The sequence below is a fragment of the Nonomuraea spiralis genome (genome assembly GCF_014648435.1).
In the GTDB taxonomy this organism is placed as follows: domain Bacteria; phylum Actinomycetota; class Actinomycetes; order Streptosporangiales; family Streptosporangiaceae; genus Nonomuraea; species Nonomuraea spiralis.
The window spans coordinates 1-23,817 of the sequence record NZ_BMRC01000002.1; the positions used below are offsets into that span (position 1 = coordinate 1).

The following is a 23,817-nucleotide window of genomic DNA, read 5'->3' on the forward strand; positions in this document are numbered from 1 at the left end:
CCACGCAAAACGCTCGGCTGGGAAACCCCAGCCGAGCGTCTCACCAAGCTCCTGGCACTCGCCAGTTGATCAATCAGTGTTGCGACGACCCCTTGACTTCACCCATCATGGAAACGGGGCTTCGTGCCGTTGACGATCTTTCGGTCTGCTTCCGCAATGCTGTGCCGGCAGATCGGCGCGGCCCGGACCGAGGCGTGTCCCAAACGCTGCATGAGATCTTCGAGGCTCCGGAGACGCCGACGATGACGCTGCTTCTGAGGAGCGCCGCTCGGCCGTGCTCGGGTGGCTGGCATGCTCTGTGGCGTGACAATTCGTACTGCGATGCGCCAGGATCTGCCCGCGATCATCGCGCTCCTGGCTGATGAGGACACTGTGGTTGATCCCCGGACCGTCGAAGTCGACGAGGCGTACGAGTGTGCCTTCAAGGCCGTCGACGCGGATGAGCGGAACGAGATGATCGTTCTGGACGACGGAGACGGTACGGTCCTTGGCTGTCTTCAGCTGACGTACATCCCCGGCCTGGGACGACACGGGCAGGAGCGGGCGCTGATCGAGGCGGTGCGAGTGCGTGCCGATCGACGTGGGTCAGGACTTGGGCGTGAGCTGCTCACCTGGGCGATCGAACGCGCACGGGCCCGCGGATGCACCCTGGTGCAGCTCACCAGCAACAAGCGGCGTACCGAGGCCCATCGCTTCTACGGCTCCCTGGGCTTCGTTCGCAGTCACGACGGGTTCAAGCTGTCGTTCTGAAGCTGAGGTGAACGACCAGTGCGGCGAGGTCGGCGAGCATGGTGTGCAGCGGTGTGCATGTTGGCGGGCGTGAGGAAGTCTGGGCGGGAACGGCTGGACTTTCTCGACGAGTACGGGTTCGTCTGGCTGACGACGTTCGCCACCGCTCTGCCGAATGCCTAGGAGGCTCGATGTCGATCTACTGTACGCGCCTGCTGATGGCCGACGACTGCCCCGACGATCTGCCGTCGCCGATCGCCTACCTCGGCTCCCACGTCCGCATTGAGCCTGACCCGCGGCGGCATGGGCACCTCAGCACCGCCCACATCCCGCCCTGGTGTGCTTACGGCGTGGAACCCGTCGATGTCGACGAGGCGGGCCCTCCGCTGCCGTACCTCCGGCTGTCCATGGACGGCTACAACGGGAGGGAGCCGAGGCGGGAAGCGTCGGCCACTGTCGTGTTGGACAGGGCGCAGGTGAAGGCTCTGCGGGATGATCTCGACGAGTGGCTGTCCAGCTTGCCCTCTGAGGAGACTGAGAGCCGCGGATGAAGAGCTGGCGATGTTCCTGAAGGCGCGTCGGCACGAAGAAGCCGAGCGTGCGTCCTTCCCTTCGCATCCCCGCTTCGAGGGACTCGGACCATGAGGCATACCGCTCCCAGCGGTGCCCGTGACGCCTGTCCACCCTGCCTCCAAGGCGTCGAAGGAGGGCGCAATGGATGCTGATCCGTTGCACGCCTGGCTACAGGTTGTCCAGCATCCTGAACCACTGGAGTGCGATGGAGCCGAGCAGCAGGAGCCACGCGCCCGCCGCCCCTCCGCCCGCCGCGGCGACAACCTGTCTGCCGCGTCCTCTGCGTGACGCGATCGCCCACCCCGAGGCCATCCCGGCACCTGGCACGACCAGGCCGGCGACGCATGATCCGAGCAACCACGCCGCGGACGGCTCCCAGGCGGCCCAGATCGCCCAGACGAGCAGTACGTAGAGGGCGAGCGCGAGCAGGGCTGCGATGGCTGAGAGGGAAGCCCCAGCTGTGGTGCCGCGATCGGAGGCGGAGTCCATGCGTTGATGATCGCACGCAGTGGGAGACATCAGCCCTCAGGGCCACGTCACTTGGTGTGCGGGCTGCAAGCCCCGGGGCGCGGGCGCTGGGTGGCGGATCGGAGGGTCTGGGAAGGTCGTTCAGGGTGGCGGGCTTCGGCAGACGGTGGGACTGTAGAGGGCAAGGCCACCTGTTGGAGGAGATCGTGAATCGCTCCGAGTTGACCACGGACATGGTCCTCGCCGCCATCCGGGACCACGACTTCGCGGCTTATGACGTCCTGGTCAAGGATTTTCCGTCAGAAGCGGTGATCGCAGGGTTCACGGATGCGGCCAGGTCGGGTTTCACCACCTTCGGCGTGGCAGTACACCTGGCGTCTTTGACGGACAAGGGGCGCGAGCGCCTCAAGTAGAGTACGGCGCTGTTGGCGGGGCGAAACGGTGCTTCCGCTACGACGTTCAAGCTTGTCGCGAATAGTGCTGAGAGCGATTTGACGTTCCTGCGGTCGTGCGTGCTTTGATGTCGTTGGTCCGCCTGGTCAGGCCCGCCCTGCTGTACACGTAGGTCTCGTTCGGGGAGCTTCGGTCGAGTCTGGTCGGATGGTGTCTCGGGGTCGGCTTCGTGGTTGCTGCTGAACGCTGACGAGTTCGGGCTTCGGTTTGGTCGCGAATCCTCCGCGCATTCGGTGGTGAAATTGTGGGGGTGGTGTCGGACTAAGATCGCGTTCCGTGTTGTCGGATGGTTTATGGCGGAATCTTAGGGTCGGGTTAGTCGGGCTGGTTCTCGGGGCGGCGGTTGTGGGGCTGGTGCTCGGCGACGCCTGGCTCTGGATGGCCGTTGAATGGTCGCCGCCGGCCTATGGCGAGTTCTACGCGCGTGGCGCGCTTGATACCCCAACCGTTGTGGTGCTGCTCGTGGTTGCCCCGGTGAAGGCCGCGTTCCTGTGGCTGATCCTGCGTGCCCCTGTGCCGGGACCGCTGGACCGCAGGGAGAAGGCGCTTCGCCGGCTGCTGTGGATGGCGGCGGCGTTCGCCCTCGTGTTGTGGTACCCGATCGCGCTGCTGCCCGGCTCGGTCGATGCGGCGTTCCAGTTCGTGTTGTGGGCCGCGATCGACGTGCTTTATCTGCTGGTCATCCGCTGGCGGTCGCGCGTGCTGCGCGCGGTGGCCGGAGTGATGTTCGCGGTCGAGTTGACCGGGATGGCCAACGAACTGCTCGACGAACTCGATCTCCTGGAGCTCGGATCGGGCGACCTCGTTCAACCGGGCCTGATGCTGGGCGGAGTGGCGGCGACCGTCGTCACCGTCATCGGGCAGTGGCGTGACGGCCGGTGGAGCCGTGGCACGCTGATCGCCGGATGGTGGTCGGTGGGCGCCTACGCGCTGGTGCTCCCGTTCAACGTTCTCATCGGAAGGATCTCCAGCGGCACGGCGGCGATGCTGGTCCTGATGGACGCGGTGGGGCTCGTCAGCACCGTGTGGATCGTGGCGACCGCTCGTGAACTGTCCGCGGAGAGGCTTCCGGCGGAGCCTCCTCCCGCCAGGCGGCCGGTGGTCCGCGTCGCGATGGCGGCCGTGGCCGTACTGCCGATCATGGTGGTGATCAACCCGGAGCAGAACGCGTATCTCACCTACAGCGGTTGGTCGATCGACTGCTACGACCGGCCCAGCTTCGGCGATCTGAAACCCGCGGAGCGCGAGGCCGCGTTCCTGTGCCGGGCGCGGCGCACAGAGGGCGGAGGCCCGCCCATGTTCCCGGACAGCCTGTCGGACCAGGCGATCCTCGCGTACGGGCGGGTGTTGTGCCGTACGGAGGACCGTGACGAGCAGGAGGCGATTCTGAAGCGGGCCGGGAGCGCGTGGCCCGCCTGGGGCGTGGACCCGTGGGACCTCGTCTATGTCTGTCCGGAGATCATCGGCGCGACCCGTCCTGAGCTGCTGCGGTCCACCGCGGAGACGGCGGCGGCGGACACCGCCTACACCGCCGAGGAGAACGCGAAATGCCGCGACCCGTGGCCCCGGACGAAGGGCGTCGTCCAGTCCACGGCCAAGTACTTCCTGTTCGTCGACGGCGATCCCGGCTATCTGGTCCATGACCCCGAGGACGAGGTCGCCGACGAGATGGCGGAGCTGGCGACGGACAGGTCCTACGACGACAACGCCCTCCTCGGGGTGGCCGGCAGCGCGGTGCTCATCGGGCACGTCGCGGACGTCAGCGATCTGTGCCTCACGGTGAAGGCCCTTCGCGCCGCGCCGCCACCGCGGACGGCCGGGTGGGATCAGGTCATGGAGGTGCCGATCGTCAGCCGTGGCGGCCGGCTCACCGTGCCTGAGAAGGGCGAGGGGGACGTGGGCGCGGGTGCTCCGATGCCGAACCTGGCGATCGCGGGGAAGGGGCGTTACCGGCTGCGCGTCTACGTGCGGGTCGACGCAGGGGAGGAGCAGCACCTGGTCGTCGTGTTCCCGGGCGCGTCGAGTAAGAGGCTGGAACTGAAGTCGTGAGTGGTGGCGAGGGCGCTCCCCGCCGGCAGCGCAGGTGCCGGAAGTCGTAACCGCGCAACCTGCTGACACGCTCGGCGCGCGCTCTCCCCGGACGGTTCACGCGCCCGTCGGGGATGTTGCGGGGGTGCACGATTCCGGCTTGGGCATGGGGCTAGTGCTCGCATTTACGTACATGGTGTATGTATGTATCATTCTTGTCGTCATCACTCCGGGAGGGGCGGTCATGCGGGCGGTGCGGCAGTCGGCGTGGGGAGAGGCCGAGGCCATGACGGTGGTCGAGGTGGAGGAGCCTGTGCCGGTGTTCGGGGAGGTGCTGGTCAGGGTCATGGCGGCCGGGGTCAACCCGGTGGACGTCTTCACGCGCCGCGGGCAGGCGTATGCCACTTCGCCCGTATGCCGGAGGGTTTGGGCTTCACCGAGGCGGCGGCGCTGCCGCTCGCCGGGTTGACGGCGTGGCAGATGCTCACCGAGGTCGCCGCCGTCGTCCCGGGACAGCGGGTCCTGGTGGCGGGCGCGGCCGGGGGCGTGGGGCACCTGGCGGTCCAGATCGCCAAGGCCCGCGGCGCGCACGTGACCGGCACCGCGAGCGCCGCCAAACACGCCTTCGTGCGCGGACTGGGGGCCGACGAAGTGATCGACCACACCACGGCGGAGGTCTCGGCGGTGGCGCGTGACATGGACGTCGTGGTGCAGATGTTCGGGGGTGTGGCCGGGCTCAAGGCGCTGGAGTGCCTGCGGCCGGGCGGCGTCCTGGTCAGCGGGCAGGCGGCCTGGACCCCCGGACTGCGCGAGCGGGCCGGCGAACTCGGTGTGCGTGCCGAGGCCTACCTCGTCGATCCCGACGGCGCCGGGCTCGCCGCGCTGGCCGGACTCGTGGCGGAGGGGCGGTTGACGGTGCACGTCGACGCGGTGTTCCCGCTGGCGGAGGCGGTCGAGGCGCACGAGCTCCTCGGCTCGGGACGTACCAAGGGCAAGGTCGTGCTCGCCGTCGGCGAGCTGAACTGAGGAGGAGCAGTGACGCAACAGCACAGCACGCCCGCTGACGCGGTCGTGGCGCGGTTCGTCGCGTGGCGGGAGCGGGCGAAGGCGGTGGCGCTGTGACGACGTACGTGTTGGTTCATGGGGCCTGGCACGGCGGGTGGTGCTGGCGGCACGTGTCCGCGCGGTTGCGGGAGGCCGGTCACGAGGTTCACGCTCCGACGCTGACGGGTCTCGGCGAGCGTGCCCATCTGGCCGATCCCGGGATCGGGCTGCGGACGCACGTGGACGACCTGCTGGGCCTGCTGACGTACGAGGATCTGCGGGAGGTCGTGCTCGTCGGGCACAGTTACGGCGGTCTGGTCGTACGCGAGGCCGCCGACCGCGCCCCGGAACGTGTCTCCCGGATCGTCATGATCGACGCCTGGGCGGCCCGGGACGGGGAGTCGCTGGAAGACCTGGCTCCCACGTTCTTCCTCGACTGGATCGAGTCGGCCACCGTGAACGGCATGATGCCGCCCTCCTCGGCGGCCACCGTCGGCGTGACGGAACCGGATCAGGTGGCATGGGTCGAGTCCCGGCTGACGGCCCACCCGCGGCGGACGTTTTCCGAGCCGACCCGGTTGTCGGGGGCCGTCGACACGATCCCGTGCCGAGCGGTGATCTGCACGCCCGGCGGTCCGATGCCGTTCCCGCGGCTGGCCGAGGAGCACGGCTGGGCGGCGACCGTCCTGGACGTCGGCCATGACGCCATGGTCACCGCGCCGCGGGAACTGGCGGACGTCCTGCTCTGACCCGCGTACGCGTCCCGAACGTACGCGGCGAGGACGATCCGTCGGACCGGGTCGCCGGCGGGCGCCGTTGTCCGGCGCCGCGGTTGACCGGCAGGTCCCGTCGATCTGGTCAGGCGGTCTTGACGGCGGACAGGTCGAACTCGAGCGTGATCCTGTCGGAGATCATCACGCCGCCGGTCTCCAGGACGGCGTTGTAGTTGATGCCGAAGTCCTTGCGGTTGATCACCGTGCTGCCCTCGAAGCCGACCCGGGTCAGGCCCTGGGCGTCGACGGCCGTCCCGGCGTAGTCGAGCGGGACGGTGATCCGCCGGGTCGTCCCGCGGATCGTCAGGTCGCCGGTGACCTCGAAGCTGTCGCCGTCGAGGTGCTTGACGGAGGTGGAGTCGAAGGTGATGTGGGGGTGCGCGGTCGCGTCGAGGAAGTCGCCGGTGCGCAGGTGGTCGTCGCGGAGCTGGTTGCCGGTCTGGATGCCGGTCGCGTCGAGGACCACGCGGACGGTGGAGGCGGCCGGGTTGCCGGCGTTCAATTGGGCGGTGGCCTCTTGGACGGGGATACTGCCGCGCACCTTGGTCACCATCGCGTGGCGGGCGACGAAGCCGAACCGGCTGTGCGCGGGGTCGATGGTGTAGACGCCGGTGAGCTCGCTCGGATACATGGTCGTGCCCGCCTTCACATTTAGTTCAGCACTGGAAATTTCGGCACGACAGTACATTGGTTTTATTTCAGTACGCAACCTTCAAGTACGATCGCTTCCATGACGCGATGGCTCACCGACGACGAACAGCACACCTGGCGCACCTTCGGACTGGCCGTCCGCCTGCTGACCGACCGCCTTGAGCGCGATCTGCTGGCCGCGGCCGACATGCCGCCCACCTACTACGAGCTGCTCGTCCTGCTGTCGGAGGCGCCTCAGCGCACCATGCGCATGAGCGAGCTGGCGCACTGGACCAACTCCAAGCCCAGCCGCATCTCACACGCGGTCAACAAGCTCGAACAGAAGGGCTGGGTACGCCGGGAGCACTACGCCGACGACCGGCGCGGCTGGCTGGCCCGGCTCACCGACGACGGAGCCGCCGCGCTCCTGGCCGCCGCCCCCCAGCACGTGGCCAGCGTCCGCGAGCACCTGATCGACCTGCTCACCCCGGAACAACTGCGGCAACTCGCCGACATCGGCCAGGTTCTGCTGGATCACCTGATCGAGCAGGACCGTACAGCTGATCGGACGCGACGAATCCAGGGATGAGGATCCGGCCTGGCCGCGGCACAGGGGCCGATGGCACTCCGCAACGACGAAACCCCTGGTGCCGTGATCGGCCAGGTGCAGAACAAGAGGAGGAAGTACGCGGGTGGCAGAGAAGACGAACGTACGACGGAGCCAGCACGAGCGCACCCAGGCCACCACGGCCGCCCTGGTCGCGGCGGCGCGCGAGCTTTTCATCAGCGACGGCTTCGCCGCCACCGCGGTGGACGGGATCTGCGCCAGGGCCGGCGTGACACGTGGCGCGTTCTACCATCACTTCAGCAACAAGGAACACATCTTCCGCGAGGTCTACGCCGCCGACCAGAAGGCGCTCGCGACGCTCGTCCGGCAGGCGTTCCAGGCCCAGCCGGATCCTTGGGACGGGGTGTCGGCCGGGTGCCGGCGCCTGCTGGAGGCCTCCCTCGAACCCGCCGTACGCCGGATCACGCTGGTCGAGGCGCCGGGCGCGCTCGGCTGGACCGCCATGCGAGACATCCAGGCCGGGTGCAAGGAGCAGATGCGGCGCGGGCTGGCCATCGCGATCGAGGCCGGATGCATCCCGGACCGGCCGTTGGACCCCGCCACCTCGCTGCTGTACGGGGGGATCTGCGAGAGCGCCCTGGACATCGCACGCGCCCCGGACCAGCGTGCCGCGCTGGAGGACACGCTGGCGGAACTCGACCTGGTGCTCGCCGGGGTCGCCCGCCGTCCGGCTCCGGGGTGTACGCACACAAGCTAGGGAGCGGCGTGCGGACGCCGCCATGTCGAGTGCCTACGTTCGATGATCACGGGTAGTGCTGTGCGACCACCCCAGCTACAGAAGTGGAAGCCGGCATGATCACTCTTCTTCTGCTCGTTCTCGCTCTGGCCTGTTTCGTGTTGTCGGCGTTCAACATCGGCGGTGCGCGGATCAATCTGCTCGCGCTCGGACTGGCGCTCTGGGTGCTGAGCGAGATCATTCCTCGGCTCGGTGAGCTCTGATCGCGGCCTGAGATCGCGTCGTAGGGCAGGAACACTCTTATGGACGCCCTCACCATCATCGCCCTGCTGGCGCTGCTCGCCGGGATCCTGGTCGCCCTCACTCAGAAGGTGTGGCCCGTGGCGCTGTTGTGCGGAGGGCTGTTCCTGTCCGTACTCGCCGATGCCGGTCTCATCATCAGATAGGTGGTCAGCGGGGGCGGGGGCCCTTCCGCCGGCGGTTGGCGGGGACGTCACGGCGGGCTGAGCGGTTCTGGGCGGGCTTCTGAGGTTGCCGCCGGGCCGGCTTCTCCGCGGGGGCGGCGGCGGGGGTGCGGCCTCGGGAGCTGTTCACCGTCCGGCCGCGGACGATGCCGATGAAGTCCTCCACCAGGTCGGTGGTCGCGTCCGTGGGCCAGGCCAGGGCGATCTGGGACTGGGGGGCGTCCGTCACCGGGCGGTAGGTGAGGTCCTTGCGGTGGTACAGGCGGGCCAATGACTGCGGGACCAGGAGGAGACCGGTGCCTGCGGCCACCATCTCGATCGCGTCCGCCGTCGTCGCGGGACGGGTGAACGCGGGCTGCCCCGGGCGGGACGCCGTCCACTCGATGGTGTCGTCGAGGGGGTGGAACACCTCGTCGTCGGCCAGGTCGGCGACGGTCACCTCGTCGGCGGCGGCCACCGCGTGGTCCTTGGGCACCACGACCACCGTGGTCTCGACGTAGAGGGGGATCACGCTGAGGCCGTCGCGGTCGACCGGCAGCCTGACGAACGCGGCGTCGGCGGCGCCGTCCCGCAGCAGGCCGACCGCCTCCCCGGCCGGGACCGTGACCAGGGTGAGCGGCACGTCGGGCAGCCTTTCGGCCCAGACGCCGACCCATTTGGCGGGGGTCACCCCGGGCACGTACGCCAGGCGGAAGGTGTTGCCGGTCTCGTCAGTCACCTCCACAGGGTATCGATGTCAGGGATACCGGTCCGACTGGCTACGCTTGGGGCCATGACCTCGTCCAAACCGAAGAGCATCCAGACGATGAAGCCCGAGACGGCGGCCAAGAAGCTGGGTGTCCTCCTCTCGGCCACGCCCGCCGAGTTCCAGGCGGGTGTCGTCTCCAGGGACGAGCTCAACGAGTTGCAGGCCAAGCCGCCCGCGTGGCTCGCCGACCTGCGGCGCAACGGGCCGCACCCCAGGCAGGTCATCGCCGCGAAGCTCGGGGTCTCGATCTCCGGGCTGCTCAGGGGCGGGATCACCGAGCCGCTCACCACCGCCGAGATCGACGCGCTGAAGGCGGACAACCCGGACTGGCTGGAGCGGGAGCGGACCGTTCAGGCCGAGAACCGCAAGGAAGCGGCCCGGCTCAAGCAGCGCTGAGCGCGTAAGGACCGCCCTCGACAAGTACGCCACCACCTTCACCGTGAAGGCGGTGGCGTACTGAGTGAGGGGGGCGGGGGTCAGGCGCGGGCGAGGTCCGGGATGCTGGACAGGCCGAGTTCGAGGTCCTCGTCCGACGGCTCGTCGTCGGGCAGCAGCCCGGCCTGGAACTTCTCGTACGCGGCCAGGTCGAAATGTCCGTGTCCGGACAGGGCGATGAGGATCGCCTTCGACTGGCCCTGCTCGCGGCAGCGCAGCGCCTCGTCGATGGCGGCCCGCACCGCGTGCGCCGACTCGGGGGCGGGCACGATGCCCTCCTCGCGGGCGAACAGCACACCGGCCTCGAAGCAGGCGTGCTGCCGCACCGCGACCGCCTCCATCAGCCCGTTCTCGACGGCCCGGCTGATCAGCGGCGAGATGTCGTGGGCCCGCAGGCCGCCGGCGTGCACGGGCGGCGGCACGAACTTGTGGCCCAGCGTGTGCATACGCGACAGCGGGGTGAGCCGGGCCGCGTCGGAGTGGTCGTAGGCGATGCGGCCGCGGGTCAGGGTGGGGCAGGCGACCGGCTCGGCGGCGATGAGCCGGATGTCGCGGCCGCGGCGGAGTTTGTCGCGCAGGAACGGGAAACACATCCCGGCCAGGGTGCTGCCGCCGCCGCACGGGCCGACCACGATGTCCGGATAGTCCTCGGCGAGCTCCATCTGGAGCATCGCCTCCTGGCCGATGACGGTCTGGTGCGCGCACACGTGGTTCAGCGAGCTGCCGCGGGTGTAGCCCAGGTCGGGGTTGGCGTAGGCGACTTCCAGGGCCTCGGACTTGGCGATGCCGAGGCTGCCGGGGTGGTCGGGGTCCTCGGCCAGCACGGCCCGTCCGGCCGCGGTGAGCGGGCTGGGGCTGGAGTTGCAGACGGCGCCGTACGCCTCCATCAGGGCCCGCCGGTACGGCTTCTGCCGGTAGCTGACGCCGACCATGAAGACCTGCGCGGTCAGGCCGAACATGGCCGCGGCGGAGGCGATCGAGCTGCCCCACTGGCCCGCGCCGGTCTCGGTGACCAGCCCGGTCTTGCCGATCTGCTTGTTGTAGTACGCCTGCGGCACCGCCGAGTTGGGCTTGAGGCTGCCGACCGGCGAGACGCCCTCGTACTTGTAGTAGATGCGCGCGGGGGTGTCCAGGGCGATTTCGAGGCGGCGGGCCCGGTAGAGCGGGGTCGGGCGCCACTGCCGGTAGATGTCGCGGACGGGCCCGGGGATCTCGAACTCCGGCTCGGTGCTGAGCTCCTGGTCCACCAGCGGCTCGGCGATCGTCCTGCACAGCTCGGCCCGGGTGATCGGCGCCCCGGTGGCCGGGTCGAGGATGGGGGCCGGCTCGCCGAAGTCCGCGGCGATGTTCAGCCACGTGTACGGGATGTCGTCCTCGTTCAGCGTGTATTTGACGCGCTCGTTCAACGGATACCTCTCAAGGGGACTTCGTCGATGGGATGTCAGACGCCCGCTTCTGCGGTCAGCGAGCCCTTCACGGTCTGGTCCTGGTCGCCCAGCAGCCCCGGGTGGGACGTCCGGAACGCGTCCAGGACCAGTTCGTAGGGGAAGTCGTCGAACTCGCCGTGCCAGTGCAGGAACTCCATGTGCCGCCGACCGGACTCGTCGTGCGGGTGGTAGACGCTGTCGGCGGTGCCGTCGAACTCCAGGGGCTTCAGGCGGTACAGCCGGCACAGCATCTTGTTGAACACGGGGGTGGCCTTCACCCAGCGGTCTTCGAGCTGGACGGAGACCAGGCCGTGGAAGCGGAACACGTCGCCGCCGACGAGTTCCCGCAGCCGCCCCGAGGCCAGGTGGTTGCGCACGTCGGCGAAGACCAGCCGGGCCGGGATGCCGAGCGAACGGGCGGCGGCGGCGTACACGACCGACTTGTGCAGGCAGAAGCCGCTGCCGCGGGAGATGATCGTGCTGGCCCGCAGGCCGTCGCGGGACATGTCGATGTCGTAGACGTCGTACAGGATGGTGTCCCGCACCGTGTAGTAGAGGCGTACGGCCTGCTCGGTGGGGGTGGTGGCGCCTTCGACGGCCCGCCGGGCGAACTCGCGCACCACGGGGTGGCCGGCGTCCAGGAACGTGGTGGCGTCCAGGTCAGCGGTCATGTGTGTGACTCCTTGAGTCCGAGCATCCGGGCGATGCGGATCCGTTGCATCTCCGAGGTGCCGGAGTAGATCGTGCCGCCGACCGCGTCCCGGAGGTCCTTCTCCAGCCCGGTCTCGGTCAGGTAGCCGCTGCCGCCGAAGACCTGGATCGCGGCCAGCGCCGACTTCACGTTCGCCTCGCTGGTCAGCACCTTGGCGATCGCGATGTCGGTGGCGACGTCCCGGCCGGCTGCGAAGCCGCGCGCGGCGTCGTACAACCAGCGCCGGGCGGTCTCCAGGCCGATCTTCATGTCGACGATCTGGCCGGCGACCATCTGGAAGGAACCGATGGGACGGCCGAACTGGCGGCGCCGGGAGGCGTGCTCCACGCAGCGGTCCAGCCGGTGCCGCATCGCGCCGGCCTGGACGATGAAGGAGCACAGGATCTCCCAGCGCATCACGTGCTCCAGCACCGTGAAGCCCATGCCGGGCCGGCCCACCACGTTCCCGGCCGGGACGCGGCAGTCGCGGAAGGTGAGCTCGCCGAGCGGCGAGGTGCGCAGACCCATCTTGGGCACGTCCGGGCCGGCCAGCACGCCCGGGGTGTCCCGCTCGACCAGGAAGGCGGTCAGCCCGAACGGGCCCAGGTCGCGGTCGGTCACCGCGTAGACCACGATCAGGTCGGCGACCGGGCCGTTGGTCACGAGCACCTTGTCCCCGTCGAGGATCCAGTGATCGCCGTCGGGCTTGGCGGTCATGCCCATGCCCAGCACGTCGGACCCGCCCCCGGGGTCGGTGATGGCGTGCGCGGTGATCGTCGTCCCGGCGCAGATGCCGGGCAGGTGGCGGGCCTTGAGTTCGGGACTGCCGAAGCGTTGCAGCGGGATCCCGGCGCTGACGATCTGCGTGCAGAGCGAGAAGCACAGCCCGCCGTCCCTGCAGCCCTCGCCGAGGCCCTCCAGGACGTACATGGTGCTGAGCAGGTCCAGCCCGCGGCCGCCCCACTCGGGGGCGAACGGCAGGCGCAGCAGCCCGGAGGCGCGCACCTGCTCCCACTTCCGCGCCGGCAGTCCGGCGTCGCGGTCGGCGTCCAGGTGGCCTTCGCCCAGCACCTCGTACCAGTCCGCGAACTCGGCCCGGAGCTCGCGGTGTGTGTCGCTCCACTCATCCATGGGAGACCAGATCCGTCAGTAGTGGGAGAACTGAGCCTCTGCGAGCTGGTGGCGCTCGTCGCCCTGCAGCGCGGGGGAGAAGACGCAGATCAGCCGCAGGTCCTCGCCGGGGTCGGCGATCAGGTGGTGCGGGTCGTTCTGGTCGAGGGCGTACATGGTGCCCGGCTCCAGGACGTGGTGGCGGCCGTCGGCGTCGATCACGGCGCCGCGCCCGCTGATGCAGTAGCAGGCCTCCAGGTGCTTGCGGTACTGGAGGGGGGAGCTGGTCCCGGCCCAGACGATCGTGTCGGTGAGCGAGTAGCCCATGCCGTCGCGCTCGACCAGGAAACGGTGGCTGAGGCCGTTCCCCCACTCGACCGGCGTCACGTCCGAGATCTTGCGGATGATCATTTCAGTGTCCGTTCTGCTGGTGCTGACAATGCTGTTCCGACGAATTCACGAATGGCCGCCACGGTCCGGAAGTTCTCCGGGGCGATGTCGAGCTCGTCGACCGGGATGTCGAACCGGTCCTTGATCCAGCCGATGAGCTTCAACAGGCCCAGACTGCTGATGACCCCGTTGCGGAAAAGGTCGTAGTCGGCCTCGAGTTCGTCTGGCGGAGTATCCGGGAGATACTCGGTCACCACGAATTCTTTAATCTGAAGTGTGATGTCCACGAAAGGCAGCATCACACGCGCGCGCACGCGGTCGCATCTCCGAGAATGCGCGTGCCCGCAATTGCCTTTTCGTACGTCAGCCGATGCGCTTCCGGTCCACCTTTCCGGTCGAGGTACGCGGGAACGGCTGCTCGACCAGCCGGATGGAGGACGGGATCGCGGCCCTTGGCAGCCGCATCGCGCAGTGCGTACGAAGGCGCAGCCCCGACAGCCGGCCCGGCCCGCTCCCGCGCACGAACGCGGTGAGCCGGGTCTCGGCGCCGTCCACGGCCGGGACGACGGCCGCCTCCACGACGTCGTCGTGCTCCAGCAGCACCCGTTCGATCTGCTCCAGGTTCACCCGGATGCCGCGTACCTTGAGCTGGAAGTCGTCCCGGCCGACGAGGAACAGCCGGCCGCCGGCGCCGCGGCGGACCAGGTCGCCGGTGCGGAAGTAGCGGCTGCCGTCCGGGCCGGTCACGAACCGGCCGGTCGCCGCCGCCGGGTCGGGCGTCACGTAGCCGGTGGTCTGGAACGGCGTCCTGACCAGCAGCTCGCTGCCTCCGTCGTCGGGCGGGAAGGGGGCCAGGTCCGGGCCGAAGGCGGCGACGACGCCGGGCAGCGGCTCGCCGATCGGCAGCGGGCCCGGCTGGACGGCCTCGGCGGCGTCGAACTCGTGCCAGAAGCTGTCGTTGGTCTCGGTGCAGCCGTAGACGTTGTGCAGGCGGGCGTCGGGGAACCTGCGCGGCAGGGCGGCGCGTACCGGGACGGGCGCGTGGTCGCCGGTGACGATGACGTGCCGTACGCCGGGGAAGACGTCCTCCTCCAGCAACTGGTACAACATCGGCACGCCCTGGACCACGGTGACCCCCGAGGCGGCGAAGAAGCCGGAGACGTAGCGCGGGTTGGCGGCCAGCGCGGGGTCGACCAGGGCGACGCAGCCGCCGCTCCGCAGCGTGGCCCACACGTCCAGCAGGCACAGGTCGAAGTTGAGCGGCGCGTAGTTGAACACCACCTCGCCGGGGCCGAGGCCGAACGCGTCGCCGGCCCAGTCCGTGAACCGGGTCACCGAGCCCGCCGACAGCGGGACGATCTTCGGGGCGCCGGTCGAGCCGGAGGTGGTCAGCATGAACGCGGTGTCCGCGTCGCCGACCGCCACCGGTTCCGGGAACACGGCCCGGGAGCCCGGCCGGTTGCCCGGTCCGCCTCCGGTGCCGCCGCCCGGTCCGCCGCCCGGCCCGCCGATGACGGCGGTGACGGCGTCCGGGTGTTCGGCGGCGTCCTCGGGGGTGGCGGCGAGCACCTGGACGCAGCCCGCCCGCGCGCACAACTCGCCGAGCGCGACCGTTCCCAGGTCGATCGGCGGCAGCAGCACCGGCCGCCCGGCCGAAAGGCAGCCGAGCACCAGCGCGATCGCCTGCGGGGATTTACGGGCGAGCACCGCGACCGGGCCCGGCGGAAGGGCGTCCAGTTCTTTTTGGGCCCGGCCGGACAGCGCGGCCAGTTCGGCGTAGCCGACGGTTTCCGTTCTGGTGCGCAGCGCCGGGGCGGACGGTCGTTTCCTGGCGTGCGCGATGAAATCGCGAATCAATTGTGTGGTCATCTGAGGTCACCCATCGATTTCTTTGGTTGGCGGGGTCCTGCCGGATACCAATGATTTTCTTCGATGTGCGACTTCGGTATCGGGATCGGGAGCTTCAGCTAATTGCCTGCGCTGTGCAGCTTCCTGCTACGCGAAAGTGTCAGGACCGTACTTCCAGTTCTGGTTCCCGTTCGGCCGCGGGGGCGGGCGGCTCCTCCTCGGCGCGCGTGGCGAGCACGCAGCCGCCCAGGATCAGTACGAAGGAGACGACGATCAGGGCGGTCAGCGGCTCGTTCAGGATCAGCACCCCGGCGACGATCGCCACCGCCGGGTTCATGTACGTCGACACCAGCGCGCGCGACGGCCCGGCCTCCTTGATCAGCTCCACGAACACCACGAACGCCAGCCCGGTGCAGACGACGCCCAGCCCGACCAGCGCCGCCAGCACCTCGCCGCTCGGCATGGCGGACGGCCACGTCCAGATCGCGGCGGGTGTGTAGACCAGTGCGGCCAGGGTCAGGCAGGCGGCCGTCAGCGGGATCGTGGGCAGGTCCCGGAGATGGCGGTCGGCGATGAGCGGGGCGATCGAGTAGCAGAGCGCGGTCAGCAGCACCTCGCCCATCGCCCAGGCGTCGCCGCCGCCCAGGTGCGGCCCGGCCAGTACGGCCACGCCGGCCAGTCCGACCACCAGCCCGGCCCAGCGGGCCCTGCCCAGCCGTTCGCCGCCGCCGGTCAGCCGGGCCAGCGCCACGCCGAGGATGGGGGCCGCGGCGATCAGCAGCCCGCTGGTCGAGCTGGTCAGCCGCCGTTCGGCGTCCGAGAGCAGCCACCAGGGGGCCAGGATCTCCAGGCAGGCGAAGCCGATGACCGGCCGCCAGTAGCGCCGTACCATCGCGAGTTGTCCGCCGCGGATGGCCAGCGGCAGGAGCAGCGCGGCGCCGATCGCGGTGCGCGCGAAGACCAGCACGGGCACCGGCACGCCGCCGACCGCGACCTTGATGAGGAGGTAGGGGATGCCCCAGATCACGGACATCAGGGCGAACAGCACCCAGCCACGGCGGCTCACATGCGACTCCTTGGGATCGAGAGGGACGCCTGCGCGAAGGCAGGGGGAAGGGCGGTCGAGCGGCCCGGCGACGGGACGCGGGCGCGCGCGGCCGACGAACCGCCGGACACCCTCCGGCCCACGCCGGACGCAGGCGGTCGGGGTTCGCCGCACGGGTCGTACGGGTCGCGCGGGTCGCAGGGGTCGTACGGGTCGCACGGATGGCACGGATGGCACGGGGGAAGGGGGCCGGGGATGCGGGGCGGCGGCCTGCGGAAGACCTCCGGCGAATCCATGAAAATCCTCCAGCCGATTCGCTGCCGCGCGACAATTCCCGCACGAAAGCATTTCTCCCGACAATCGCACGGCCCCCGTGTCGCGGCTTCTTCCAACGTGCTCTTCCGGTGGACAATCGGCTGGCACCCAAGGGATGCTTGACGCGCGACCGGCGTGCGGCCGATCGGTGTCCTCGCTGGTCAGCGGGCCGGGCCGCAAGATTCCCGCCCTCGCCGTACGGCACCGGGCCACTGGTCCCACCGCGCCAAGCCGTGCTTTGTCACACTGAAACGGAGGGAAAACCACCATGACCGATAAATCCCCCAACCCCGCGCTCCGGCAGCTCGACGTCCTCATCGGCACCTGGCGGGTCAGCAACGTCGAGGACGGCGAGGCGACCGACGCCGGCACCGTCCGCTTCGCCTGGCTGGAGGGCGGCAACTTCCTGGTCCAGCACGTCGACCTGGCCGACACCAAGGCCGTGGAGTACATCGGCTACGACGAGGAGAGCAAGACCCTCAAGTCACACCTGTTCGGCCAGTCCGCCGAGATCCTGAAGTACACCTGGGAGGTCGACGGCGACACGCTGACCATCTGGTACGGCGACCAGGGCTCGCCCGCCCGCTTCGTGGGCACGTTCAACGAGGACCGCAGCACCAACAGCGGCGCCTGGGAGTGGCCGGGCGGCGGCTACCAGTCCACCATGACCCGGGTCTGAGCCCCGCTCAGAGCTCCAGCCCCGCCAGGTGCTCCCGGAGCAGCGGGTGGAGGAAGTGGTAGACCCGCGGCCCGCACTCGCGCAGCAGGCCCGCCCGGGTCGCGGCGGCGAGCAGCGCCGGAGCCTCCACCGTGCGCACGCCGGCGCGCCACAGGACGGTCCGGACGGCGGAGTCCTCGCCGGAGAACATGTGGTGACCGTCGTGCCGGGTCGACCTGGCGAGGTCCCGCAGGCCCTGGGCGACGGCGTCCGGAGCGAACCCGGCGGCGGCCGTCGCCCTCAGGGTCCAGTCGGCGTACCAGGGCACGAAGCGGACGGGCTGGTCCGGCAGGTCCTCGATCCACTTCTGGCCGCCGGTGAGGACGGTGAGGAGCTGGGGGGAGCTCAGCAGCTCGGAGGTCAGGCCGAGCAGGCGGTCCGGCTCGATCCCGTGGGCGGCCAGCGCCGCCTCGAACTGGCGGCGCACCTCGGTGGCGGGCACGCCGAGCATCCGTACCTCCTCCAGGCCCGGGACCGGCCCGTCGCGGCTGGTGATCACCACGCCGCAGGCGGCGTCGCGGGCCCATTGCAGGAACGCCGCGCGTTTGTCCTGGTCCAGCGTGTCCAGGCCGTCGAGGATCAGTGACAACGAGCCCCGCCGTACCATCGCGTTGGCGTCGGGCAGGGAGATCCGGTACTCGGACACCAGCGCGTGCGTCACCCACCGGTCGTGCTCGGGGAACTCGGTCTTCAGCGCCGCGAACGGCAGGAACGCCGGGCTCTGCGGCGCGCGCCGTTCGGCCAGGTGGGCGGCCAGCCGCTCGGCGAGCACCGTCTTCCCGGCCCCGGGCGGGCCGGTGACCAGGAGTTTCGCGCCGCCGCGGGTGACGGCGTCCTCGACGGCGGCCATCCCGGTGTGGTCCTGGCCGCGGAAGCGCACCACCGGGTCGAGCACGCGGGGCCCGTCCCCGGCGGGCCGTCCGGTGCGCTCGCGCACGGCCGCCGCCAGGCTCTCCAGTACGGCCTTCAGCGAGAGCTCGTTCAGCCGGATGAGCTCCGGCACCTCCGGCCGGCCCTGCGGCGGGCCGTCGGACAGGTCGCCGGGCTGCGGCAGCGGGGAGTCGCGCACCAGGTCGATGTACGTCCGCACGTCGTCGGGCACGCCCGCGGGCGACCCGGCCAGCTCCCGTACGATCCGCGTGGCCAGCCCGCCCCACTCCCCGGGCTCCCCGGGCTCGCCGGCCTCGGGCGCGCCGAGTTGCCAGGCGATGCGCTGGAGCAGCGACGGGTCGTCCATGAGCTCGGCGTACACCTTCGGAGCGCCGTCACGCAGCAGCAGGACGGCGGCCAGCACGGAGACGTCGTACGGGTCCAGCTTCCTGGCCTTGGCGACGCGGTCCTGAAGGATGAGCACGTTGACGAACCGCTTGACGGCGCGCGGGTTGCGGCGCAGCCCGCACCTGAGCATGCCGCCGGCGGCCCTGATGTCGTCGGTGAGGGTGAGCAGGCCGTCGAGGTAGCGGGTGAAGTCCCGCTCGGACAGCCGCGGCATCTCGAACGGGAACTGGATGATCTTGTCGAGGTAGTCGCCGACCGGGTCCTGGTACTTCTCCCTGACGGCGGCCATGAGCGGCCCCTTGGCCAGGGCCAGGACGAACACGCAGTTGTTGCGGTTGAAGTGCAGCTTCAGCACCTCCAGCAGGGAGGTGATCCGGTCGGCGTCGCAGCGGTCGAGGTCGTCGACGAACACGATCAGGCGCTGCTTGCCGCGGGCGGCCAGCGCCTCGTCGATGAGCTCGCCGAGGTGCTCGTCCAGGCGGGTGAGCTCGGAGCGGACGCGGAAGTGCTCGGCGTCGTAGTCCTCCATCGACTTGCGGACGTCGGAGAAGTTGATCTTGAACGACGCGGACATGACCAGGGAGCCGAGCACGTCGGAGATCGTCCGCAGCGTGCGGCGCACGTTCTCCCGGCCCGCCAGGCCGAGGTCGTTGACGATGACGTGCAGCAGGGGCAGGACGGGGTTCTCGTCGTACTGGTGCCGCCAGGGGTCGAACCAGACGTGGGCGCACTCGGGGGCGTCGCGCAGCTCGTCGCGTACCTGCATCAGCATCGAGGTCTTGCCGGTGCCCCACTCCCCGTAGACGCCGATCACCATGGGCGGGGTCGCGTGGCGGGCCAGCTCGGCGAGGTGGCGGGCGTACTCGGCGCGGTTCAGCTCGTCCGCGTGGGCCGGCTCGTCGCTGTGGGTGAAGCCCCGCAGGCCCGGCCGTACGGCGCCGCCCGTACGCGGCGGGCGGCTCTCGCCGGACGCGGTACGGCGCCGCCGCCACAGGGGCAGCGCCACGAATCCGGCGAGCAGCAGCAGACCGCCGAGCACCGGGACGAACGGGTAGCGGGTCAGGAAGGGGGCGGGCGGCGTCACCGTCACACGCAGCCGGTCCACGCCGTCCGCCGAGATCAGCACCAGCTCGCCGGTCCCCGCGTGGGGCCGCCTGCCGGGCACGAGCCGAAAGGTCGCGCTGCCGCCGCCGGCGACGTACGCCCGCCCGCCCTGGACCGCCAGCGCGTCGGCCAGCGACCCGGCGAGCCGCACCTCGACGGCCGCCGCAGCGCCCGGGTTGATCACCACGACGTCCCACCTGCCGCCGGGCACCCGCTCCAGCGGGATGGACAACTGCTCCTGCTCCAGGAACTCCGGCCCCGCCGCCGCCCGCGCGGCCAGAGTGCCCGCCGGAAACCAGACGAGCACGAGGAGCACGAGCAGGCAGGAGGACGACAACACGCGCCGGGCACTCGCCATGCCTGCATTGCAACGTAAAACGATCGCCGATGCACGTGATCCCGGCGAATCGCTCACGACGTGACAGGCACGCTCTCCGGCTCCCCTTGAGGGATCAGGCTGCTCCGGAGCACCGGCACCAGGGTCACCACCAGGGCCAGCACGAGCACGGTCAGCGACAACAACAGCAGGGCGGCGAACGGCTCGACCCGCCCGATGAGCAGGCTGGCCAGCAGCGGGCCGAGCGCGACCGCGCTGTAGCTGCCCAGCCGGGAGACGCCCACGACCCGCGCGACCAGGTCGGACGGCACGCGGCTCAGCGCCGTGCGGATCGTGACGTTGCTCAGCCCGCCCGTCAGGCCGATGGCGGCCAGCGACACCGCGAACACCGGCGGGGCCTGGTTGAGCGCCAGGGGCAGGGTGAGCGCGGCCGCGCACATCCAGGTGTGCGCCAGCATCATGGACCCGTCGAGCCGCGCCAGCCCGAACCGGTCGATGAGGACGGCTGCCCGTCGTCGGCGGGACGCCCGCCGTACCACCCGCTGCCAGATGTGCCGCCACCTGGGCGAGAGCAGGGCCCCGGCGATCCCCCCGATCCCCGAGGCGGCCAGGATGACGCCCGCCAGCGCCGAGGGCAGGCCGTCATTGGTCGCCTTCGACAGGAACACCACGATCAGGCCCTGAACCATGAGGTTCATCAGCGCGGTGACGATGGTCGCCGCCCGCAGGAACCGGTGGTTCCACAACTCGACGAGCCCGGCGCGCATGTCGGCGAGCAGCCTGCCGCGCGGCCCCTTCGCGGTGATGTCGCGTTCCAGTCTGCTCAGCACCCGGCCGGCCGAGAAGAACATGAGGGTGTTGGCCAGGAACGGCACGATCGGCCCGAGCCCGAACAACATCCCGCCGAGCGGGCGGCCCGCCAGGACCATGCCGTGCACGGACCCCTCGTGCAGGGCCAGCGCCGTCTCGACGTTGCCCGGCTTGACCGTGGTCGGGATCAGCGCGGTCTCGGCCACCGACGAGTTGATCGAGAGTGTGCCTTCGAGCAGGGCGACGATCACGAGATGGTGGAGCCGCAGCACGTCGAACGCCATCGCGGCGCAGAGCCCGGCGACGAGGATCCCGCGGGCGTACTCGCTCCACACCATCACCCGCCGCGGGCCGAGCCGGTCGATGAGCGCCCCGGCGGGGACGTACCAGAGCAGCCCTGGGACGGTCGAGGCGAACATGACCCAGCCGATCCAGGTCGGGGACTCGGTCAGCGTGTAGGCCAGCAGCGGATACGTCACGCCGATCGTGCGGCTGCCGAGCATGGAGATGGTGGATCCCACCCATGACCGCCGAAATGCCGGATAGTCGGTGAGAAGCTCTTTGAAGCACCGGATCTGCTGCACGCCCGCCATCACGGCTCGCGAACTTCGGGCGTGGGTAGCGCTTGCTACGATCCGGCGCACGGATCGGAGCCGTGGCACGCTCAGAGAATAGAGCACCGCTGGCCGCCACTTTGCCAGCTCCGGGCGATCTTTCCGTGAAGATCTCTTTGAGCTGCCGCTACGTGACGATCAGCCGGTCGGCCTCGGCGGTCAGCTGGGGCGGCAGCGGGCGCCGGCTCGTGCCGCGCCGGGCCTGCCGGGCCAGCCGGGCGGCCTCCGAGTCGCGTCCCGCGGCCTTCATGACCCGGGCGGCGCGCAGCAGGGTCGCCGGGTCGCTGTGCACGTCGAGCGGCGGCATCGCCTTGACCGCGTTGCCCACGTCGCCGTTGCGGGCCAGGGCCAGCGCGTACGCGGCCCGGGTGGAGGCCAGCTCGTGCGGGCGTACCTTGTCCAGGTCGCGCAGGGCGCGCTCCGGGTTGTCCAGGTCGGACAGGATCTCCCCGCGGGCGCGCAGGGCCTCGGGGGTGTCGCCGTCGGAACGCAGCGCGCCGTCGAGCACGTCCACCGCGCCGCTCTCCTGGCCGAGGTACCACAGGGCCCAGGCCAGCTCGGTCTGGATGACCGGCTCGGTGCTGCGGCGGACCGCCGAGCGCAGCTCCGTGACGGCGGCCCGGTAGGCGCCCTGGTCCATCAGGATGCGGCCGGCCGCGGTCAGCAGGGTCGCGACGATCTGGTCGGTGCCCCGCGTGGTGTCGAACAGCCGGGCGGCCTCGCGGTAGTGGGCGAGCGCGCCGCCGAGGTCGTTCTGGAGGTAGGCCGCGTCTCCCAGCAGGGACTCGGCGCGGGCCCGCGACCTGGTGCCGGCCGGGTCGCGGACCTCCTGCCCGGCCAGGTCCTCGGCGAGGGCGAACCAGCCCTGGTGCAGCGCGGCGCTCGTGGCGGCCAGGCGGTCGGCCGGCGGGGGCGGCGGCGCGGGCGAGGACGGGCCGCGCAGGAACGGCCGTACCAGCCGGGCGGGCATCTCCCAGCGGTGCTTGCGGCCCGGCCGGATCACGTGGTGGGCCAGGAGCGCGCGGGCGATCGGCTCCGGCAGCCGTTCGCCGCCGGCGCCGCGCAGACCGCGCACCCGGGCGAGCGGACGCAGCAGCGCGCGCAGCCCGTCGGCGTCCCCGCGCAGATGGTCGCGGGCCACCGCCGCGATCGCGCGGTGGCAGAAACCGGCCAGCACCTCGTTGACGTCGGCGAGGTCGGCCGGCCCGATCGCCGCCGAGCCCTCGCTCACGGACTCCCACGACGCCGCGCACGCCAGTTGCAGATGGAGGGGCTCGACGGCTCCCGGCCCCAGCGGCCCGGGCCCGGTGCGGCGCAGCTCGTCGACGAGCCGTTCGGCCACCCCCGGACGGAACGCGCGGCCGGCCGCCTCCAACGGCCGCCGGCACGCCTGAAGAGCGGGCTCGACGCCCAGCGGTTTCAGCCGGTAGGAGGCGCCCTGGATGATGTGCGCGCGTAACCCGTCGTGCCTGCGCAGGGATTCGACGTGCTCGTCGCCGACCACGACGAGCAGGCGCAGCGGGAGGTCCCGGTCGCACGCGCCGACCGCGTCGCTGAGCTGGTCGAGGAGGTGCGGGTGCGCGCCGCGGTCGCGGCGGAAGGTGGTGAAGACGTCCTCGGCCTGGTCGAGCACGGCCATGATGAGCCCGCCGTGCGGGCTCCAGTGGTGCCGCCGCAGGTAGGCGCTCACGGTCAGGCCCGCGAAGCGGATGGGGTTCTCGTACGGCGACCACGACGCCAGCAGGCCGAAGACGTGCGGATCGCTGTCGCCGGGGATGACGGCCGCGGGCACGAACGGCGGCCGCGACACCGTGCCCACCGGCAGCACGTCGGCGCGCGTGGCGTCGAGCCGGGGGAGCACGCCGGCGGTCACCAGCGACGTCTTACCGACCCCGGAAGCGCCGTGCAGAATGGTCAGCCGGCTCTGCGTCCAGCGTTTCGTCAGCTCGTCGATCTCCCGTTCGCGGCCGAAGAATTTCGGCGCGTCGTCCCGGCGGAAGGGGTGTGGGCCGACGAACGGCGTCAGGCCTCTGCCGCTGGAAGTCATGGCCACACTCCGTCGGTGCCGTAGGGGTCGATATTCGTCCGTCGTCTCGTCGCGGGAGGGAAATGCGGTTGCCGGGCGACAAACGCGAAGGGAAGTACCCCCACCGTACTCCGCCCGCGCCGCCGCCGCCTGTTTTCCGGCGTCGTGGTTGAATACCGCCGCGAATCAGATGACCGAGGTGAAGCCCGCCACAGGCCCTTCCCCGTTGCCGGACGCCTGCAGCGCGCGCAGCAGCGCCGGGTTCTGCAGGCGCTTGAGGTCCTCCAGGTTCACGTCGCTGACATCGATGAGCTCGGTCCCGCGGTCGTCGCCCATAAACCCTCCTTCTGCCGGTTTACGGTCGCCCGTAAAACGGCTCCTTTTCGCCGGACGCCCCGATCGGGTCTCGATTACGATTGTCTGGTCTCCATTCGGCAGAAATCAATCGTAGGATC

26 protein-coding genes are annotated in these 23,817 nt (G+C 70.5%); 12 read left to right on the forward strand and 14 right to left on the reverse strand.

Annotated features, from left to right (window positions below):
• Nucleotides 1-303: 303 nt before the first annotated feature.
• Both IEZ27_RS03905 and IEZ27_RS03910 read left to right on the forward strand, forming a co-directional pair.
• Complete coding sequence (locus IEZ27_RS03905; protein ID WP_229823214.1) at nt 304-750, forward strand: GNAT family N-acetyltransferase; 447 nt, start codon at nt 304-306, stop codon at nt 748-750.
• 170 nt (nt 751-920) lie between these two features.
• A complete protein-coding gene (locus tag IEZ27_RS03910) occupies nt 921-1,280 on the forward strand; it encodes a hypothetical protein (protein ID WP_189645974.1) in 360 nt (119 codons plus the stop codon).
• Between the two features lie 190 nt (nt 1,281-1,470).
• On the opposite strand, the gene IEZ27_RS03915 is transcribed toward IEZ27_RS03910, so the two are convergent.
• Nucleotides 1,471-1,791 carry a hypothetical protein gene (locus tag IEZ27_RS03915; RefSeq protein WP_189645975.1) on the reverse strand — a complete coding sequence of 107 codons (321 nt, stop codon included), beginning with the start codon at nt 1,789-1,791 and terminating at the stop codon, nt 1,471-1,473.
• A gap of 173 nt (nt 1,792-1,964) precedes the next feature.
• Between IEZ27_RS03915 and IEZ27_RS03920 the strand changes: the two genes are divergently transcribed.
• The 4 genes from IEZ27_RS03920 (at nt 1,965) to IEZ27_RS03935 (ending at nt 6,044) form a co-directional block, all read left to right on the forward strand.
• Nucleotides 1,965-2,183, forward strand: coding sequence for a hypothetical protein (locus IEZ27_RS03920; protein ID WP_189645976.1), 219 nt, complete (start codon nt 1,965-1,967; stop codon nt 2,181-2,183).
• A gap of 502 nt (nt 2,184-2,685) precedes the next feature.
• Entirely contained in the window at nt 2,686-4,272 is a 1,587-nt protein-coding gene (locus IEZ27_RS03925) for a hypothetical protein (RefSeq protein ID WP_189645977.1), read from the forward strand.
• A 393-nt stretch (nt 4,273-4,665) separates the two neighbouring features.
• Nucleotides 4,666-5,277 carry an NADP-dependent oxidoreductase gene (locus tag IEZ27_RS03930; protein ID WP_308427254.1) on the forward strand — a complete coding sequence of 204 codons (612 nt, stop codon included), beginning with the start codon at nt 4,666-4,668 and terminating at the stop codon, nt 5,275-5,277.
• Nucleotides 5,278-5,369: 92 nt separating this feature from the next.
• Nucleotides 5,370-6,044, forward strand: coding sequence for an alpha/beta fold hydrolase (locus tag IEZ27_RS03935; RefSeq protein ID WP_125639937.1), 675 nt, complete (start codon nt 5,370-5,372; stop codon nt 6,042-6,044).
• Between the two features lie 109 nt (nt 6,045-6,153).
• Here IEZ27_RS03935 and IEZ27_RS03940 read toward each other — a convergent pair whose 3' ends face one another.
• Entirely contained in the window at nt 6,154-6,699 is a 546-nt protein-coding gene (locus IEZ27_RS03940) for a YceI family protein (protein WP_189645978.1), read from the reverse strand.
• A gap of 99 nt (nt 6,700-6,798) precedes the next feature.
• Here IEZ27_RS03940 and IEZ27_RS03945 point away from each other — a divergent pair, with 99 nt between their 5' ends.
• From IEZ27_RS03945 to IEZ27_RS03960, 4 genes are all read left to right on the forward strand, one after another.
• Nucleotides 6,799-7,287, forward strand: a complete 489-nt coding sequence (locus tag IEZ27_RS03945) for a MarR family winged helix-turn-helix transcriptional regulator (RefSeq protein WP_189645979.1) — start codon at nt 6,799-6,801, stop codon at nt 7,285-7,287.
• 103 nt (nt 7,288-7,390) lie between these two features.
• Nucleotides 7,391-8,023: a TetR/AcrR family transcriptional regulator gene (locus IEZ27_RS03950; RefSeq protein ID WP_189645980.1), complete on the forward strand. Its 633-nt coding sequence runs from the start codon at nt 7,391-7,393 to the stop codon at nt 8,021-8,023.
• 95 nt (nt 8,024-8,118) lie between these two features.
• Nucleotides 8,119-8,265 (forward strand): hypothetical protein, encoded by a 147-nt coding sequence (locus tag IEZ27_RS03955; RefSeq protein ID WP_185844956.1) that lies wholly within the window; start codon nt 8,119-8,121, stop codon nt 8,263-8,265.
• A 39-nt stretch (nt 8,266-8,304) separates the two neighbouring features.
• Nucleotides 8,305-8,448 carry a hypothetical protein gene (locus IEZ27_RS03960; protein ID WP_185844957.1) on the forward strand — a complete coding sequence of 48 codons (144 nt, stop codon included), beginning with the start codon at nt 8,305-8,307 and terminating at the stop codon, nt 8,446-8,448.
• A 4-nt stretch (nt 8,449-8,452) separates the two neighbouring features.
• On the opposite strand, the gene IEZ27_RS03965 is transcribed toward IEZ27_RS03960, so the two are convergent.
• Nucleotides 8,453-9,184, reverse strand: a complete 732-nt coding sequence (locus IEZ27_RS03965) for a LysR family substrate-binding domain-containing protein (RefSeq protein WP_229823215.1) — start codon at nt 9,182-9,184, stop codon at nt 8,453-8,455.
• Nucleotides 9,185-9,238: 54 nt separating this feature from the next.
• On the opposite strand from IEZ27_RS03965, the gene IEZ27_RS03970 reads away from it, so the two are divergent.
• Nucleotides 9,239-9,610: a DUF5997 family protein gene (locus IEZ27_RS03970; protein WP_125639949.1), complete on the forward strand. Its 372-nt coding sequence runs from the start codon at nt 9,239-9,241 to the stop codon at nt 9,608-9,610.
• Between the two features lie 80 nt (nt 9,611-9,690).
• On the opposite strand, the gene IEZ27_RS03975 is transcribed toward IEZ27_RS03970, so the two are convergent.
• The 7 genes from IEZ27_RS03975 to IEZ27_RS04005 form a co-directional block, all read right to left on the reverse strand.
• On the reverse strand, nt 9,691-11,055 hold the full coding sequence (locus IEZ27_RS03975) for a TrpB-like pyridoxal phosphate-dependent enzyme (RefSeq protein WP_189645981.1): 1,365 nt from the start codon (nt 11,053-11,055) through the stop codon (nt 9,691-9,693).
• 35 nt (nt 11,056-11,090) lie between these two features.
• Nucleotides 11,091-11,747, reverse strand: coding sequence for a transglutaminase-like domain-containing protein (locus IEZ27_RS03980; protein ID WP_189645982.1), 657 nt, complete (start codon nt 11,745-11,747; stop codon nt 11,091-11,093).
• On the reverse strand, nt 11,744-12,898 hold the full coding sequence (locus tag IEZ27_RS03985; protein ID WP_125639958.1) for an acyl-CoA dehydrogenase family protein: 1,155 nt from the start codon (nt 12,896-12,898) through the stop codon (nt 11,744-11,746). The genes IEZ27_RS03980 and IEZ27_RS03985 overlap by 4 nt, the downstream gene beginning before the upstream one ends.
• Nucleotides 12,899-12,913: 15 nt before the next feature.
• A complete protein-coding gene (locus IEZ27_RS03990; protein WP_125639961.1) occupies nt 12,914-13,288 on the reverse strand; it encodes an ectoine synthase in 375 nt (124 codons plus the stop codon).
• On the reverse strand, nt 13,285-13,554 hold the full coding sequence (locus tag IEZ27_RS03995; RefSeq protein ID WP_229823216.1) for an acyl carrier protein: 270 nt from the start codon (nt 13,552-13,554) through the stop codon (nt 13,285-13,287). Before IEZ27_RS03995 ends, IEZ27_RS03990 begins: the two co-directional genes overlap by 4 nt.
• Nucleotides 13,555-13,630: 76 nt before the next feature.
• On the reverse strand, nt 13,631-15,136 hold the full coding sequence (locus IEZ27_RS04000; protein ID WP_189645983.1) for an AMP-binding protein: 1,506 nt from the start codon (nt 15,134-15,136) through the stop codon (nt 13,631-13,633).
• A gap of 139 nt (nt 15,137-15,275) precedes the next feature.
• A complete protein-coding gene (locus IEZ27_RS04005; protein ID WP_189645984.1) occupies nt 15,276-16,181 on the reverse strand; it encodes a DMT family transporter in 906 nt (301 codons plus the stop codon).
• A 562-nt stretch (nt 16,182-16,743) separates the two neighbouring features.
• Between IEZ27_RS04005 and IEZ27_RS04010 the strand changes: the two genes are divergently transcribed.
• Nucleotides 16,744-17,154, forward strand: a complete 411-nt coding sequence (locus IEZ27_RS04010; RefSeq protein ID WP_125639973.1) for a hypothetical protein — start codon at nt 16,744-16,746, stop codon at nt 17,152-17,154.
• A 7-nt stretch (nt 17,155-17,161) separates the two neighbouring features.
• On the opposite strand, the gene IEZ27_RS04015 is transcribed toward IEZ27_RS04010, so the two are convergent.
• The 4 genes from IEZ27_RS04015 to IEZ27_RS04030 form a co-directional block, all read right to left on the reverse strand.
• On the reverse strand, nt 17,162-19,933 hold the full coding sequence (locus IEZ27_RS04015) for a P-loop NTPase fold protein (protein ID WP_189645985.1): 2,772 nt from the start codon (nt 19,931-19,933) through the stop codon (nt 17,162-17,164).
• Nucleotides 19,934-19,986: 53 nt separating this feature from the next.
• Nucleotides 19,987-21,315 carry an MFS transporter gene (locus IEZ27_RS04020; RefSeq protein ID WP_268246033.1) on the reverse strand — a complete coding sequence of 443 codons (1,329 nt, stop codon included), beginning with the start codon at nt 21,313-21,315 and terminating at the stop codon, nt 19,987-19,989.
• Between the two features lie 148 nt (nt 21,316-21,463).
• Entirely contained in the window at nt 21,464-23,383 is a 1,920-nt protein-coding gene (locus IEZ27_RS04025) for a tetratricopeptide repeat protein (protein WP_189645987.1), read from the reverse strand.
• Between the two features lie 165 nt (nt 23,384-23,548).
• Nucleotides 23,549-23,698 carry a hypothetical protein gene (locus IEZ27_RS04030; RefSeq protein WP_189645988.1) on the reverse strand — a complete coding sequence of 50 codons (150 nt, stop codon included), beginning with the start codon at nt 23,696-23,698 and terminating at the stop codon, nt 23,549-23,551.
• Nucleotides 23,699-23,817 lie beyond the last annotated feature (119 nt).